Origin of the sequence: uncultured Pseudokineococcus sp., from assembly GCF_947499845.1 — a bacterium.
GTDB lineage: Bacteria > Actinomycetota > Actinomycetes > Actinomycetales > Quadrisphaeraceae > Pseudokineococcus.
In genome coordinates this window covers 21,014-35,920 of sequence record NZ_CANMPM010000013.1, presented here as the reverse complement: position 1 = coordinate 35,920, position 14,907 = coordinate 21,014, and the positions used below count along the sequence as shown (strand labels likewise).

Annotated in this window: 15 protein-coding genes and 1 other RNA gene; 3 read left to right on the top strand and 13 right to left on the bottom strand. The window is 76.1% G+C overall.

Features of this window, described 5'->3' with window-relative positions:
* Positions 1-62 precede the first annotated feature (62 nt).
* Positions 63-433: a transfer-messenger RNA gene (gene ssrA / locus Q0789_RS12400) on the bottom strand.
* 191 nt (positions 434-624) lie between these two features.
* Between ssrA and Q0789_RS12395 the strand changes: the two genes are divergently transcribed.
* Positions 625-1,650: an NADP-dependent oxidoreductase gene (locus Q0789_RS12395; protein ID WP_298805640.1), complete on the top strand. Its 1,026-nt coding sequence runs from the start codon at positions 625-627 to the stop codon at positions 1,648-1,650.
* A gap of 150 nt (positions 1,651-1,800) precedes the next feature.
* On the opposite strand, the gene Q0789_RS12390 is transcribed toward Q0789_RS12395, so the two are convergent.
* From Q0789_RS12390 to Q0789_RS12340, 11 genes are all read right to left on the bottom strand, one after another.
* Entirely contained in the window at positions 1,801-2,865 is a 1,065-nt protein-coding gene (locus Q0789_RS12390) for an LLM class flavin-dependent oxidoreductase (protein ID WP_298805638.1), read from the bottom strand.
* 42 nt (positions 2,866-2,907) lie between these two features.
* On the bottom strand, positions 2,908-3,423 hold the full coding sequence (smpB, locus tag Q0789_RS12385) for an SsrA-binding protein SmpB (protein WP_171201890.1): 516 nt from the start codon (positions 3,421-3,423) through the stop codon (positions 2,908-2,910).
* A gap of 170 nt (positions 3,424-3,593) precedes the next feature.
* Entirely contained in the window at positions 3,594-4,943 is a 1,350-nt protein-coding gene (locus tag Q0789_RS12380; protein WP_298805633.1) for a M23 family metallopeptidase, read from the bottom strand.
* Between the two features lie 4 nt (positions 4,944-4,947).
* The gene (gene ftsX / locus Q0789_RS12375) at positions 4,948-5,853 is read right to left on the bottom strand and encodes a permease-like cell division protein FtsX (protein ID WP_298805631.1); all 906 of its coding nucleotides are present in this window, start codon (positions 5,851-5,853) and stop codon (positions 4,948-4,950) included.
* Positions 5,850-6,647: a cell division ATP-binding protein FtsE gene (ftsE, locus tag Q0789_RS12370; RefSeq protein WP_363326094.1), complete on the bottom strand. Its 798-nt coding sequence runs from the start codon at positions 6,645-6,647 to the stop codon at positions 5,850-5,852. Before ftsE ends, ftsX begins: the two co-directional genes overlap by 4 nt.
* A gap of 343 nt (positions 6,648-6,990) precedes the next feature.
* Entirely contained in the window at positions 6,991-8,115 is a 1,125-nt protein-coding gene (gene prfB, locus Q0789_RS12365; RefSeq protein WP_298805628.1) for a peptide chain release factor 2, read from the bottom strand.
* Positions 8,116-8,197: 82 nt separating this feature from the next.
* On the bottom strand, positions 8,198-8,905 hold the full coding sequence (locus Q0789_RS12360; RefSeq protein WP_298805626.1) for an AIM24 family protein: 708 nt from the start codon (positions 8,903-8,905) through the stop codon (positions 8,198-8,200).
* A gap of 162 nt (positions 8,906-9,067) precedes the next feature.
* Positions 9,068-9,322 carry a hypothetical protein gene (locus Q0789_RS12355; protein WP_298805624.1) on the bottom strand — a complete coding sequence of 85 codons (255 nt, stop codon included), beginning with the start codon at positions 9,320-9,322 and terminating at the stop codon, positions 9,068-9,070.
* An 83-nt stretch (positions 9,323-9,405) separates the two neighbouring features.
* Positions 9,406-9,678: a WhiB family transcriptional regulator gene (locus tag Q0789_RS12350; RefSeq protein WP_171201901.1), complete on the bottom strand. Its 273-nt coding sequence runs from the start codon at positions 9,676-9,678 to the stop codon at positions 9,406-9,408.
* 146 nt (positions 9,679-9,824) lie between these two features.
* A complete protein-coding gene (locus tag Q0789_RS12345; protein WP_298805620.1) occupies positions 9,825-10,253 on the bottom strand; it encodes a hypothetical protein in 429 nt (142 codons plus the stop codon).
* A gap of 204 nt (positions 10,254-10,457) precedes the next feature.
* On the bottom strand, positions 10,458-12,581 hold the full coding sequence (locus tag Q0789_RS12340) for an ATP-dependent DNA helicase UvrD2 (RefSeq protein WP_298805618.1): 2,124 nt from the start codon (positions 12,579-12,581) through the stop codon (positions 10,458-10,460).
* A 250-nt stretch (positions 12,582-12,831) separates the two neighbouring features.
* Between Q0789_RS12340 and Q0789_RS12335 the strand changes: the two genes are divergently transcribed.
* Entirely contained in the window at positions 12,832-13,095 is a 264-nt protein-coding gene (locus Q0789_RS12335; RefSeq protein ID WP_171201899.1) for a mycoredoxin, read from the top strand.
* A 75-nt stretch (positions 13,096-13,170) separates the two neighbouring features.
* Positions 13,171-13,893: a hypothetical protein gene (locus tag Q0789_RS12330; protein ID WP_298805616.1), complete on the top strand. Its 723-nt coding sequence runs from the start codon at positions 13,171-13,173 to the stop codon at positions 13,891-13,893.
* 45 nt (positions 13,894-13,938) lie between these two features.
* Here Q0789_RS12330 and nudC read toward each other — a convergent pair whose 3' ends face one another.
* The gene (nudC, locus tag Q0789_RS12325) at positions 13,939-14,907 is read right to left on the bottom strand and encodes an NAD(+) diphosphatase (RefSeq protein WP_298805613.1); all 969 of its coding nucleotides are present in this window, start codon (positions 14,905-14,907) and stop codon (positions 13,939-13,941) included.

Below are 14,907 nucleotides of genomic sequence, written 5' to 3'. Positions count from 1 at the left end.
CGCCCGCCCGTCCCGCGGCACGGCGAAGGCCCCGACCTGCTGGTCGGGGCCTTCGCCGTCTCACGTGGAGGTGCCGGGAATCGAACCCGGGTCCGTCGTCGCATCGCCAGGGCTTCTCCGGGTGCAGCCTGCTCGGGAGTTTCTCGGCCCCAGCGGTCGCGCAGGCGCGCCGCTGACCCGGGCCCAGCCATCTGGATGTCGGAGCGGCCCCGATGGCGAGGACCGCACCCAGTGGCTCTCTAGCTGACGCCGGTTACTGAGTCGAGAGCACTCTCAGACCGACGGACCTCTGCTCCTCGCTCAGGCGGCGAGGGCGAAGTCGGTGCGCTTGGAATCGGCACCTATAGGTTTGCAAGGAGCATCAACGAGTTGACCTTGCATCCTCGACCCGCTTCCCCTGGCTCAGAGAACGACGTCGAAACCTGTCACCCCCCTGTTGAGTTGTCCCCGGGGCCGCCGCCTGGGCGGTGGTCCCGGTCCAGCCGGCCCGGTCTCCCGGAGGCCCGCTGGGCCACCGACTGTACTGCGCACAACGGCCGCTGGTCACGCGCTGTTCCCGACCCGCGCGGGGACCGCCCCGACCGGACGACCGCGACGGCCCTCCCACCGACGTAGCGTCGGGGCATGGCCCTCGCCCCCAGCCGCCAGTGGTCCCTCGTCGCCCGCCCGCAGGGCGAGCCGCAGCCCTCCGACGTCCGCCTCGACGAGGTCGACGTGCCCGACCCCGGCCCGGGCGAGGTCCGCGTCCGCAACACCTGGCTCTCCGTCGACCCGTACATGCGCGGCCGGATGGACGACCGGCCCTCCTACGTGCCGCCCTTCCGGCTCGAGGAGCCCATGACCGGCGGCGCCGTCGGCGTCGTCGAGCTCGTCGGCGACGGCGTCGAGGGGGTCTCCGAGGGCGACTGCGTCCTCCACGACCGCGGCTGGCGCGAGCGCGCCGTGCTGCGGGCGGACGCCGTCCGCGTCGTCGACGCCGACCTCGCGCCCGCGCAGGCCTACCTCGGCGTGCTCGGCACCACCGGCCTCACCGCCTGGGTCGGCGTCCTCGACGTCGCGCAGATGCGCGAGGGCGACGTCGTCCTCGTCTCCGGGGCCGCCGGCGCGGTCGGCTCGGTCGCCGGCCAGGTCGCCCGCCTCAAGGGCGCGAGCGCCGTCGTCGGCACGGCCGGCGGCGAGGAGAAGGTGCGCTGGCTCCTCGACGACGCGGGCTTCACCCGCGCCGGTGACCACCGCAGCGCGTCGCCGGCCGACCTGCTCCGCGACCTGCTGCCCGACGGCGCCGACGTCTACTTCGACAACGTCGGCGGCCCGACGCTCGAGGCGGCCCTCCCCCGCATGCGCGACCACGGCCGCGTCGCCCTGTGCGGCGCCATCTCCGGCTACAACGCCACCTCGGCGCCCCCCGGGCCGCGGACGCTGGGCGTCGCCATCGGCAAGCGCCTGCGCCTCGAGGGCTTCATCGTCACCGACCACCTCGACCGGACCGAGGAGTTCACCCGCGAGATGGCCGGGTGGATCGCCCGCGGCGACGTCGTCTACCGCGAGACGGCCACCGAGGGCGTCGAGAGCGCCTTCGACGCCTTCCGCGGCGTCCTGTCCGGGGCCAACACCGGGAAGATGCTCGTCCGCCTCGACCCCGACCTCTGAGCGCAGCCCGCCGACCGGCTGCCGCCCGGGAGGACGAACCCCACCCGGAGCGGTGGCGCAGCACGCTGACCTGCGGCGCAGCACGCCGCCGGGAGGTTCGTCCTCCCCGGCGGCGAGCTCCCGCCCTCAGACCCCGGCGAGCTCCCGCCCTCAGACCCCGGCGAGCTCGCGCTCGACGAGCGGGCGGACCTGCGTCCCCAGCAGCTCGATCGCCCGCAGCACCTGGTCGTGCGGCAGCGTGCCAACGCTCACGTGCAGCAGGAAGCGCGTGATGCCGAGGTCGCGCCGCATGGCGAGGACCTTGTCGGCCACGAGCTGCGGGTCGCCCAGCACGAGGGAGCCCTGCGGGGCGCGCATCTCGTCGAAGCTCCGCCGGGTCATGGCGCCCCAGCCCCGCTCGCGGCCGAGCTGGGACATCGCCGTCGCGTAGGACGGGTAGTACGCGTCGGCGGCCGAGGCGGTGTCCTCCCCGACGAAGCCGTGGGCGTGGACGGCGACGGGCAGCGGGTCGTGACCGGCCTCGGCGACCGCGCGGCGGTGCAGGTCGGCGAGCGGCGCGAAGCGCGCCGGCTGCCCGCCGATGATGGCGAGCGCCATCGGCAGGCCGAGCAGGCCGGCCCGCACGACCGACTGCGGGTTGCCCCCGACGCCGACCCAGACGGGGAGCTCGTGCCCCTCCGTGCGCGGGTGCACCTCCTGCCGGTCCAGCGCCGGGCGGTGGCGGCCCGACCACGTGACCGGCTCGCCCCGCGAGGACGCCGAGCGGATGGCGAGCAGCAGCTCCAGCTTCTCGGCGAAGAGCTCGTCGTAGTCGCCGAGGTCGTAGCCGAAGAGCGGGAAGGACTCGATGAAGGAGCCGCGACCGGCGATGACCTCCGCGCGCCCCTGCGACAGAAGGTCGAGCGTCGCGAAGTCCTGGTAGACCCGCACCGGGTCGTCGGAGGACAGGACCGTGACGGCGCTCGTCAGGCGGATCCGCGACGTCCGCGCCGCCGCCGCCGCCAGGACGACGGCCGGCGAGGACGCCGCGAAGTCGGCCCGGTGGTGCTCCCCCACGCCGTAGACGTCGAGGCCCACCTGCTCCGCGAGCTCGACCTCGGCGACGACCTGCCGCAGCCGCTCGCCGTGGGAGAGGGTGCGGCCCGTGCTCGGGTCGGGGTAGGTCTCCGCGAAGGTGGTGATCCCCAGCTCGAAGGGCTGCTCGCTGCCGCTCATCGACGTCCTCGCCTCGTCCGGGGGCCCACCGGTCGGCGGGCCCTACTCGCCGGTGCGCAGGCGCAGGGACATGGCCCGCTGCGCCTCGCGCGTGTCCTGGCGCTCGCGCAGCGCCTGGCGCTTGTCCCAGTTCTTCTTGCCCTGCGCGAGGGCGATCTCGACCTTGGCGCGCCCGCCCGTGAAGTAGAGCTGGAGCGGGACGACGGTCATGCCGCCCTCGCGCACCTCGGCGCCGATCTTCTCGATCTCCAGCTTGTGCAGGAGGAGCTTGCGCCGGCGCCGGGGCGGGTGGTTGGTCCAGGTGCCCTCGGTGTACTCGGGGATGTGGACGGCCTCGAGCCACGCCTCCCCGCGGTCCACGGACACGAAGCCGTCGACGAGCGAGGCACGGCCCGCGCGCAGCGACTTCACCTCGGTGCCGGAGAGCACGATCCCCGCCTCCCAGGTGTCGGAGAGGAGGTAGTCGTGCCGCGCGCGGCGGTTCGTGGCGACGACGAGGCGCCCGTCGTCGCCGCGCCCGCCCTTCTTCTGGGCGGTCTTGTGCCCGGCCCTGGCCACGGCCCCTCCTCCTGCTGCGTCGCGCGTGCGGTCCGGGGGCCCCGGCGGGCCCCGGACGGACGACCGCCGGCGGTCCGCGAGGACCGCCGGCGGCGGACGTCCGAGGTCAGTCTACGAGCCGTGGGCCCTGGCGACCGGGGCGGAGCGGGCGCCCGCCCGACGGCTCCGGGTCAGATCCAGGCCATGGGGTCGGTGGGCGCGCCGTCGACGCGCACCTCGAAGTGCACGTGGCAGCCGGTCGACCCGCCGGTGGAGCCCTCGTAGCCGATGACCTGGCCCCGCGTCACCGAGCCCGACGTCACGGCGAAGCTCTGCATGTGGGCGTAGGCCGTGGCCACGGGCTGGCCGCGGACGATGCCGTGGTTGATGACGGTGATGTTGCCGTAGCTGCCGTTCGACCCGGCGGAGACGATCTCGCCGTCCGCGGCCGCGCGGACGGGCGTCCCGCAGCCCGCGGCGAAGTCCTGCCCGCTGTGGAGCTTCATGTAGTGCTTGATCGGGTGCATGCGCATGCCGAACGGCGAGCTGATGGTGCCGGCGGGCCGCAGGAAGGTGCCCCCGGTGTCGCGGAAGGTGCCGCGGCTGACCGCCGAGGGCGCGCTGCGGCCGGACGCCTGCGCGGCGGCGGCCTCGGCCGCCCGACGGGCCTCCTCCTGGGCGCGCTCCTCCTCGGCGATGGCGCGCAGCTGAGCGCCCAGGGAGTCGGACTCCGCCTGGAGCTGGTCCATGCGGGCCTGCTCCTCGGCCTGCCGCGACTCGATCGTCGCGACGGCCTGCTGCTGGCGGGCGATGAGGGTCTCGACCTCGGCCTGGCGCTGCGCTGCGGCCTCCGCGGCCTCGGTCGCCACGGCGAGCTTCTGCTCGGCCTCGGCCTTGAGGTCGGCGACCTGCTGGCGCACCGCCGTCAGGCGCGTCGTGGCGCTCTGCCGCACGGCCTCGTCGGAGCTCAGCGCCGCGAGCACGTCCTTCTCGGCCGTCGACAGGCTCGAGACGGCGGCGGTGCTGGAGGCGAAGTCGTCCGGGTCGGCCGAGCCCATCGCCAGCGCCAGGCCCTTCGGCACGCCGTTGCTGCGGTAGGCCGACGCGGCGATGTTGCCGAGGTTGCTCCGCGAGGCCGTCATGGCCTGCTCGGTCTCGCGGACCGACTCCTCGGCGGCCGTCTGCGCCTTCTGCGACGCGCTGAGGCGCTGCGCGAGGTCGTCGGCCTGGGCCTGCGCCTCCGCCTGCACCTGGCGCGCGAGGTCGGCCGCCTTCTGGGCGCCGGGCAGCTGCTCCTGCACCGCGGCGTACTCGGCGTAGGCCGAGGTGAGCTCCTCGGACGTGCCGACGAGGTCCTCCTGCAGCGCGTGCAGGGCCTGGTCGACCGCCTGCTTGTCGGCCTTGGCGCCGTCGCCGGGGGCCGCCGTCGCCGGGCCCCCACCCGGGACGAACGACACGGCCAGGGCCAGCCCGAGGGCGGCCACGGCCGGGCGCAGGAGGCAGCGGGGGCGCACGAGCGCCGACGCGGGGGGCAGGCTCATCGAGTCAGACCTTCAGGTAGCGGGACAGGGACACGAGCGACGCGACGCTCGCCAGGACGATGCCGCCGACGAACAGCCACGGGATCGTGGCCCACACGTCGGTCGTGGTGATGTAGTCGAACGCGGGCACCTGCTCGGCCAGCCAGCCGGTGACGCCCCGGTCCACGGCCAGCAGCAGGACGGCGCCCGCCATTCCCGCCCCGAGGCAGACGGCGATGACGCCCTCGAGGAGGAACGGCAGCTGCAGGAAGGTGCTGGAGGCGCCGACGAGCCGCATGATGCCCGTCTCGCGGCGCCGGTTGAAGGCCGCCAGGCGGATCGTCGTCCCGATGAGGAGCACGGCGGCGACGAGCATGACGCCCGCCAGGGCCAGCGAGCCGGCCGTCGCGGCGTTGAGGACGGCGAAGAAGGGCTCGAGCACCTCGCGCTGGTCGACGACCTGCTCGACCCCCGGGCTGCCCTGGAAGCTCTCGCTGATGACGCCGAAGCGCTCCGGGTCCTCGAGGCCGACGCGGAAGGACTCGGGCAGCTGGTCCGGCGTCACGGAGGCGCTGAGCTCGGCGTCCTGCTCCTGGAACTGGGCGTAGGCCTCGTCGCTCGTCTCGAACTCGACCTCGGAGACGTACTGGGACAGCGGCGGGGAGGCGAGGGCCTGCTCGATCGCCGCCTTGTCGGCGTCCGTCGCCGCGCCCGAGCAGCTCGCCGAGAGGCTGTCCTGCGTGCACAGGAAGATCGCCACCTGGACGCGGTCGTACCAGTCGCCCTTCATCGTCGACACCTGCTGCTGCATGAGCGCGCCGGCGCCCACGAAGGTCAGCGAGACGAAGGTGACGAGCACCACGGAGATCGTCATGGCGAGGTTGCGGCGCAGGCCGATGCCGATCTCGGAGAGCACGAACTGGAGCCTCACCGCGCGCCACCGCCCTGCTCGGCGACGGGGCGCCCGTCGGCCGGGACGTCCACGGCCGCCGCGCCCCGGTGGTCCACCGACACCTCGGGCGCGGGCACCACGGGGATCGCCCCCGTGACGTAGCCGCCCTGGTGCTCGTCGCGGACCACGTGGCCGTCGACGAGCTCGACGACCCGCTTGCGCATGCTGTCGACGATGTCGTCGTCGTGGGTGGCCATGACGACGGTGGTGCCGCGGCCGTTGATCCGCTCGAGCAGGCGGGTGATGCCGAGGCTCGTCGTGGGGTCGAGGTTCCCCGTCGGCTCGTCGGCCAGGAGGATGGCGGGGCTGTTGACGATGGCGCGCGCGATGGCCACGCGCTGCTGCTCACCGCCGGACAGCTCGTGCGGCAGGCGGTCGCCCTTGCCCTCGAGGCCCACCAGCTCGAGCACCTCGGGCACGGCGGCGGCGATGGAGCCGCGGGAGCGACCGATGACCTGCAGCGCGAAGGCGACGTTCTGGAAGACCGTCTTGCCCGGCAGGAGGCGGAAGTCCTGGAACACGACGCCGATCTGACGGCGCAGGTGCGGGACCTTCCAGCTCGACAGCCGGCGCAGGTCCTTGCCCGCGACCTGCACCGCCCCGGACGTGGCGTCCTCCTCCTTCAGCACGAGGCGGAGGAAGGTGGACTTCCCGGACCCCGAGGCGCCAACGAGGAAGACGAACTCACCGCGCGACACCTCGAGGTCGACCCCGTCGAGGGCCGGTCGGGCGGTGCGGTCGTACGTCTTCGTGACGTCGTCGAAGCGGATCACTGCACGTCCTGCGGGGCCGGGTCTCGGGGTCTCGGGGTCGTCCTTGCGGATGGTGCGTCGACGCGGGCCTCCGGGACGGCGGGGTCACCGCCGTCCTGCTCGACCCGCCTGCGCGCCGGACGCGCAGCTTCCCTGGCCGTGGCCGACCATACGTCCTGCCACACCGCATCCCGAAACGGCCGTCCACACAGGTCACGATCGGTCAACGATCCACCACGGATCGTGGCCGGACCGTGGTGGAGGACCACGCGGACGGCGCAGCCCGCCGCCCGCCCGCGAGGTGCGCCCCCGAGGGGTGGCGGCGGGGAGCCGGCGTGGTCGGACGGCGGGGCGGACGGGCGGGTCAGGCGGACGCGCGGTCGGCCTGGCGGCGCCAGCGGATGCCGGACTCGAGGAAGCCGTCGATGTCGCCGTCGAAGACGCCCGAGGTGTTGCCGACCTCGTGCTCGGTCCGCAGGTCCTTGACCATCTGGTACGGGTGCAGCACGTAGGAGCGCATCTGGTTGCCCCAGCTGCCGGCGTCGGCGCCCTTGAGGGCGTCGAGCTCGGCCTGGCGCTCGGCGCGCGCCCGCTCGAGGAGGCGCGCCTGGAGCACGCGGAGCGCGGCGGCCTTGTTCTGCAGCTGGCTCTTCTCGTTCTGGCAGGACACGACGATGCCGGTGGGCAGGTGCGTCAGGCGCACCGCCGAGTCGGTCGTGTTGACGCTCTGGCCGCCGGGGCCGGAGGAGCGGAAGACGTCGACGCGCAGGTCGTTCTCGGGGATGTCGACCTGGTCGGTCTCCGCCACGACGGGCAGCACCTCGACGCCCGCGAAGGAGGTCTGGCGGCGCCCCTGGTTGTCGAAGGGCGAGATGCGGACGAGGCGGTGGGTGCCCTGCTCGACCGAGAGCGTGCCGTAGGCGTAGGGCGCCGCGACCTTGAAGGTGGCCGACTTGATGCCGGCCTCCTCGGCGAAGGAGGTGTCGTAGACGTCCGTCGGGTAGCCGTGGCGCTCGCTCCAGCGCAGGTACATCCGCAGGAGCATCTCGGCGAAGTCGGCGGCGTCGACGCCGCCCGCCTCCGCGCGGATGGTGACGATGGCCTCGCGGGGGTCGTACTCCCCCGACAGCAGGGTCCGGACCTCGAGCTGCCCCATGGCGGCCTTCAGCTGCTCGAGCTCGCGCCCGGCCTCGGCGAGGGTCTCGGTCCGCTCCTCCCCCTCGGCCGCCTCCGCCATCTCGACGAGGACCTCGAGGTCGTCGAGCTGGCGCCCGAGCCGGTCGATGCGCTCGGCCTCGCCCTGGGCGTGCGACAGGCGGCTCGTGACCTGCTGGGCGTGGTCGACGTCGTCCCACAGGTCCGGAGCCGACGCCTGCTCGGACAGCTCGCGGATGGTGGCGCGCAGCGCCTCGACGTCCGTGACGTCGCGGATCGACCCGTACGTGGTCCGGAGGTCGCGGATCTCGGCGGGGAAGTCGACGGCAGCCACGAGGCCCGAGCCTACGCCCGGGCGCCGGCCCGCCCGGCGGACGCTCGCGCCCGCCGGGTCAGGAGGACCCGCCCCCGCGGGGTCAGGAGAAGAGGTCTCCCAGGCCCCCGCCGCCGCCCCCGCCGCCGCCCTGCGGCACCGGCTGGCCCTCGCTCGGCTGGACGACGACGAACCCGGGCCCGGAGAAGACGTACTGGAAGGCCTCCCCCGAGCCGCCCCGCAGCATCGAGCGGGCGTTGAGGCTGCTGCGCAGCTCCGGTCGCAGGTCCGCCGACCACGCGACGGCGGCCTGGAGGTCGACGGACGTCGGCTGCCGCGAGCAGTCGAGGAGCACCGGCGGGCCGTCGCTCGTGAGGGCCACCGTGCCGCGGCCGCTGATCTCCAGGGTGAAGAGCCCGCCGGTGAGGGTGCCGGCGCCCTGGACGCGCCGGACGTCCCAGTCGAGGTCGGCGTCGAAGGCGAGCACGTTGGCGCCGTCGACCGAGATGGCGTCCCCCTCGAGCTCGACGGTGAACACGTCCTCGGCGCGGCGGGCGAGGAAGACCTCCCCGCGGCCCGAGCACCGCATGAGGGGGGTGTCGGCCGAGGAGACCATCCGGCGGACGAGCCGGCCGATGCTGCCCGAGCCCTCGTGGTCGAAGCGGACGTCGCCCTGGAAGGCGACCATCGAGCCCTTGGCGGCCAGCACGTCGGGGCCCAGGACGACGCGGGCCATCTTGTCGTTCTGGCGCGCCCAGCGGTCCTGCGTCTCCTGCTCGGCGTGGCGGGGGTCGAAGAGGTGGCTGCGCACGCCCCGGACGCTAGCGACCGGGCGCCCCGCGCGCGGGGAGGTCCCGACCGGCGCCGGCGTGGGAGCGGCAGGAGCCCGCCACCGACGGGTGGCGGGCTCCTGGGGTCGTGCTGACGCCGGGCCGACCGGTCCCCCGGCCGGGTCCGGGTCCGAGGCCGGGCGTCACGCCCGGGCGAGGACGGCGGCGGACTCGGCCCGCGAGCGGGCCCGGGCGGCCCGCGCGGCGGCCCGGTCGGCGCGCCCCTGGAGGCGCTCGGCGGCGCGCCGGGCGAGCGCGTCGGCGACGCGCCGCTCGTCGCGGGAGCCGCGCAGGGCCCGCGCCGACAGGACGGCCGAGGTGGTCGGGGACACCGTCGGCCGGGCCATCACGCCGGCGGTGTCGGGGAAGGGGGTCAGGGTGGTCGGGCGGGTGGTCATGGCGGCTCCCGGGGGCGGGCCCTCCCGCCCGGCTGGCGGGTCGTCGGGCCGTGGTGCGAGGGCAGGTGGTGCGGCGGGCGCCGTCAGGCGACGGCGACCGGGTGCTTGCGGGGGCGGCCGCGGGGCCGCTTGCGGGCGATGACGGCTCCGCCGTCGAAGATCTCGCCGCCCCAGACGCCCCACGGCTCGCGCCGGTCGAGGGCGCCGGCGAGGCAGGCCTCCCGGAGGGGGCAGGGGGCGCAGCGCGCCTTCGCCTCCTCGAGGGCGGCGGGGGCCTCGGCGAACCAGAGGTCGCCCTCGCCGTCCCGGCAGGGGACGGAGAGGTCGTCGACGCCTCGGGCGGTCGGCTCGAGCATGGCCGTGAGCTGCACGGGTCTTCTCCTGGTGGTGCTGCCCGAGGGCGTCGGGCGTGGGCGGTCAGGAGGAGCCGCGGCGGTGGGACGGGAGAGGCCGCGGCTCCCGGGTCGGGAGCCGCGGCCTCGGCAGGGCCTCGAGCGGCGGCCTAGGGGGCCGTGCCGGTCGGAGCGCTGCCGGGGACGGGGGTCCCGCAGGAGCGGAAGGGACGCTCGGCGCCGGAGGCGCCGTTCGCGATCAGAGCGCCGGAGACGCCGGTCGCGATCAGAGCGCCGGAGACGCCGGTCGCGATGACGGCGCCGGAGGCGCCGGTCGCGACGACGGCGCCGGAGGCGCCGTTCACGGGGCTGGTGAGGTCCGCGGAGGAGGTGGTGGGCTCGAGACCGCCGAGAGCACGACCGGCGGGCACGGCGCCGTCCTGCGGACGGAGCTCTCCCCCGGGCCGACCCGCGACGGGCGCGAGGCGCGGCGCGCTCACAGGGAGGGCGGCGTCGCGGGCGACGGGGCGGCCGACGACGAGCAGGTGCTCGGCGATGCGGACGCGGCCCGTGCGGACGTCGTTCGTCGTGCTCACCACCGGGGACCACCTCCTCGCCCTGCTCGGCGCCCTCCGCGGCTGGCGGGGGCGCGCTCCTGCGCTTCCGGGGAGGACGCTAAGGGGGCCCCGCGGACGAGCACAACGTCTTTTCCGGACCAGTCCTCCCGCGCACCCGGGGAAGGGCTCGGCGTCACCACGCCGCGGCCGTGCCGCGGGGTGCCCGAGCACCCCCGGCGGGGCGGGTCAGGCGCCGGCGGCGAGGACGGCGAGGACGCTCTCGCCGTACTTGTCCAGCTTCGCCGGGCCGATGCCGGCGATGGCCGCCAGCCCGGCGGCGTCGACGGGGCGCGCCTCCGCGACGGCGACGAGCGTCGCGTCGGTGAAGACGACGTAGGCCGGCACCTTCGCCTCGGACGCCGTGCGCGAGCGCCACTCGCGCAGCGCCTCGAAGACGCCCTCGTCGTAGGTCGGCGGGCAGTCCTCGCAGCGTCCCGTCTTGCGGGCGGCCGCCGTCGTCAGCGGCTCGCCGCAGGTCCGGCAGCGGCTGAGGGTCGCCCCCCGGCGCCCCGACCGGCCCCCGCGGCCGCCGCCGCCCGCCCGACCGGGCACGGCGTCGGAGCCCGACGCGGGCCGCAGCCCGTCGAGGAAGCGCGACGGCTTGCGCGAGGCGCGACCGCCGGGCGTCCGGGAGAGGGTCCACGAGCACACGAGGCGCTCGCGGGCGCGGGTGACGCCGACGTAGAGGAGCCGGCGCTCCTCCTCGACGGCGTCGGCGTCGTCGGCCGCGAAGGAGATGGGCACGAGCCCCTCCGAGAGCCCGACGAGGACGACGGCGTCCCACTCCAGGCCCTTGGCGGCGTGGAGGGACGCCAGCGTGACGCCCTCGACGACCGGCGCGTGCTGGGCCTGCGCCCGCTCGTCGAGCTCGGCCACGAGCTGCGGCAGCCGGTCCTCCGGCCGGGCCGCCGCGACGTCGTCGGCGAGCGCGACGAGCGCCTGCAGCGACTCCCACCGCTCGCGGACGGCGCCGGACCCCGACGGCGCCTGCTCGGACCAGCCGGCTCCCGACAGCACGTCGCGCACGAGCGCGCCGAGGGGCTGCTCGCCGTCGTCCGAGCGCGCGGCCCCGCGGAGCAGGAGGACGGCGTCACGCACCTCCTTGCGGGCGAAGAACCGCTCGCCGCCGCGCAGCAGGTAGCCGACGCCGCGCGCGGACAGCGCCTGCTCCAGCGGCTCGGACTGGCTGTTGGTGCGGAAGAGGACGGCGATCTCGCTGGCCGGGTGGCCCTCGGCGATCCGGTCGGCCACCCAGGACGCCACGCGGGCGGCCTCGGCGTCGTCGTCGGCGTTCTCCCAGAACTCCGGCGCGGGGCCGGGCGGGCGCTGGGCGACGAGCTCGACGCGGGCGCGCGTGGCAGCGCGCGGGGCGCGGTCGAGGAGGCCGTTGGCCAGCCCGACGACCTGCGGGGTGGACCGGTAGTCCCGGACGAGCCGCACCGTCGTCGTGCCCGGGTGGCGCTGGTCGAAGTCGAGCAGGTGGCGGGGGTCGGCACCGGCGAAGGAGTAGATGGTCTGGCTGGCGTCGCCGACGACGCAGACGTCGTCGCGCTCGCCGAGCCACAGCTCGAGGAGGCGCTGCTGCAGGCCGCTGACGTCCTGGTACTCGTCCACGACGAGGTGGCGGTACTGCGAGCGGACCGTCCGGGCCACGTCCTCGCGCTCCTCGAGGATGCCGACGGTGAGCAGCAGGACGTCCTCGAAGTCGATGACGCCGCGGTCGGTCTTGACCTCCTCGTAGCCGCGCAGCACGCGAGCGGCGGCCAGGTGGTCGAGCCCGGCGGGCGCCGAGCGGCCGCGCCGGCGCGCCTCCTCGACGTAGGCGTCGGGCGTCAGCATCCCGACCTTGGCCCACTCCACCTCGGCCGACAGGTCGCGGACGGCGGCGCGGTCGACGCGCAGGCGCAGCCGGGAGGCGGCCTGGGCCACGAGCTGCGCCTTGTGCTCGACGAGGGGCGGCAGGGCGCCGCCGACGGCCTGGGGCCAGAAGTACTGCAGCTGGCGCAGCGCCGCCGCGTGGAAGGTGCGGGCCTGCACCCCCGGGACGCCGAGGTCGCGCAGGCGCGTGCGCATCTCCGCCGCGGCGCGCGCGGTGAAGGTGACGGCCAGCACCTGGGTGGGCTGCCAGGCGCCCGCGAGCGCGCCGTGCGCGATGCGGTGGGTGAGGGCGCGCGTCTTGCCGGTGCCCGCGCCGGCGAGCACGCGGACCGGGCCCTGCAGGGCGCGGGCGACCTCCCGCTGCTCGGGGTCGAGGGCCTCGAGGACCGCGTCGGGGTCGCCGGCGGGGCGGAGGGCGGCGGGCGTCGTCATGGCGGGGCCCATGCTCGCACCGCCCGCCGACGGCGTCCGCCGCCCCGCCTCCGGCGGTGGACGAGGGGCTCCGGCGGTGGACGAGGGGCTCCGGCCGTGGTCGACGGGCTCCGGTCGTGGATGACGCGCGCCGTCCGCCGCGTTGCAGCGCGGGACGGTGGACGGCGGGAGCCCGCAGGGGCTCCGCGCACCACCGACGTCCGCAGACCGAGCGGGTGCCAGGCGGCCCCGCGCAGACCGAGGAGAGCTGATGAGCGCGAGCACCGAGCACCGCCCCGCCGAGGGGGCCGTCACGATGTTCACCACGAGCTGGTGCGGGTACTGCCGCAACCTCAAGCGGCAGATGGACCGCGAGGGCATCTCCTACTCCGAGGTCAACATCGAGGAGACGCCCGGCACGGCGGAGTTCGTCGCGTCCGTCAACGGCGGCAACCAGACCGTCCCGACGCTGCTCTTCGCCGACGGCTCGACGGCCACCAACCCCTCGCTCGCCGAGGTCAAGAGCCACCTCTGAGCCACCGGCCCGGGCGGCGCACCGCGTCGCCCGGGTCCGACGGCGGCGACGACGCCCGAGGAGGACGGAGGACCCGTGGCCCGACGACCTGCCGGTGCGGCGCCCGGCCACCGCACGGCGGTCGCCGAGCCGCTGGCGCTCGACGTGCTGGCCGCCCGCGTGGCCGACCGCGCCATGGCGGCCGCGCTCGCGGCGCGCGACGACCCCGGCGCGGGGGCGGCGGTCCGCGTCGGCGTCGACGCCTGCGTCCCCGCCGACGGCGAGCTGGTGGCGGACGCCGTCGCCGAGGCCCTCGCCGCGCAGGGCGCCGGCGTGCTCCGGGTGCGCGCCCGCGACTTCCTGCGCCCCCGTTCCGTGCGCCTGTCCGCCGGCCCGACGGACGCCGACAACGGGTACACGAGCTGGACCGACCACCTGGGGCTGCGCCGCGAGGTGCTCGACCCCCTCGGGCCCGGCGGCGCCGCCACCTGGCTGCCGGCGCTGTGGGACGAGCGGGCCGACCGCGCCACCCGCGCCGCGCGGCGGACGGCGCCCCCCGGCTCGGTGCTCGTCCTCGACGGCCCCTTCCTGCTGCGGTGGGAGACCGCCGACGCCCTCGACCTCTCGGTGCACCTGCTGGTCTCCGACGCCGCCGTGCGCCGTCGCCTGCCCCCCGCGGACGCCGACCGCCAGACCGGGGCCTGGGCGCTCTACGTCGAGGAGACCGACCCGGCCCCGCGCGCCGACCTCGTCGTGCGCGCCGAGGACCCGCGCCGGCCGGCGCTCGTCACGGGCGACGCGCCGAGCGCCTGGGCCTGACCGGCCGGAGACCGGCGCCGCCGGGCCGAGCGCGGACGCGGGCCCTCACCAGGAGGGGCGCGCGGGCAGCTCCTCGCCGTACCAGTCCTCCACCAGGCGCAGGGCGATCGACGTCGACGGCGGCAGCAGCACCTCCCCCGAGGTGACGGCGGCCGCGAGCTCCTCGCGGGAGAACCACCGCGCGTCGGAGATCTCGACGTCGTCGACGCGGACGCCCGTCGAGGCGGCGCGGGCGGTGAAGCCGAGCATCAGCGACGCCGGGAAGGGCCACGGCTGGCTCCCCTTGTACTCGACCTCGCCGACCACGACGCCGACCTCCTCGAGGACCTCCCGGCGCACGGCCGCCTCGAGCGGCTCGCCGGGCTCGACGAAGCCGGCGAGGGCGGAGAAGCGGCCCGCGGGCCAGAGCGCGTTGTGGGCGAGCAGGACCCGGTCGTCCTCGTCGACGACCGCCATGATCACCGCCGGGTCGGTGCGCGGGTAGTGCTCGCTGCCGTCGACGGGGCAGGTGCGGGTCCACCCCGACGTCGTGACGGCCGTGCGCGACCCGCACCGGGGGCAGTGCGGGTGCACCCGGTGCCAGTTGAGGACGCCGACGGCCTCGACGAGCAGCCCCGCGTCGCGGTCGTCGAGCTCGGCGGCGACGGCGCGCAGACCCGCCCACTCCTCGTCGCCGGAGCGCACGGGCCACCCGGCCGCGTCGGCGACCTCCTGGTCGTCCGGCACCTCGACCGCCACGTGGGCGGTGCCGTCCTCCTCCCGGCCCAGGTAGACGACCGGTCCGGGCTCGGGGAGGGCGCGGGCGACGTCGCCGGGGGCGACGAGCTCGAGCGCCGCCGGCTCCGCCGACCCCTGCGCCCGGGCGCGCAGCGGCGCCGACCCGTCGGGCCGCACGCGCAGCACCCGGGTCGCGGGGTCGGCCCACAGCGCCTCGAGCAGCCCGGGGTCGGTGCGGCGCTCGCCGTCCCGGTCGACCGCGGAGCGGGAGAGCAGGAGGCTGCGCAGGGGGCTCAC

What these genes read in the sequence shown, in the direction of transcription:
- Q0789_RS12395 (WP_298805640.1), top strand. Translation starts at nt 625, where the DNA reads ATGGCCCTCGCCCCCAGCCGCCAGTGGTCCCTCGTCGCCCGCCCGCAG.
- Q0789_RS12390 (WP_298805638.1), bottom strand. Translation starts at nt 2,865, where the DNA reads ATGAGCGGCAGCGAGCAGCCCTTCGAGCTGGGGATCACCACCTTCGCG.
- Q0789_RS12380 (WP_298805633.1), bottom strand. Translation starts at nt 4,943, where the DNA reads ATGAGCCTGCCCCCCGCGTCGGCGCTCGTGCGCCCCCGCTGCCTCCTG.
- Q0789_RS12355 (WP_298805624.1), bottom strand. Translation starts at nt 9,322, where the DNA reads ATGACCACCCGCCCGACCACCCTGACCCCCTTCCCCGACACCGCCGGC.
- Q0789_RS12350 (WP_171201901.1), bottom strand. Translation starts at nt 9,678, where the DNA reads ATGCTCGAGCCGACCGCCCGAGGCGTCGACGACCTCTCCGTCCCCTGC.
- Q0789_RS12340 (WP_298805618.1), bottom strand. Translation starts at nt 12,581, where the DNA reads ATGACGACGCCCGCCGCCCTCCGCCCCGCCGGCGACCCCGACGCGGTC.
- Q0789_RS12335 (WP_171201899.1), top strand. Translation starts at nt 12,832, where the DNA reads ATGAGCGCGAGCACCGAGCACCGCCCCGCCGAGGGGGCCGTCACGATG.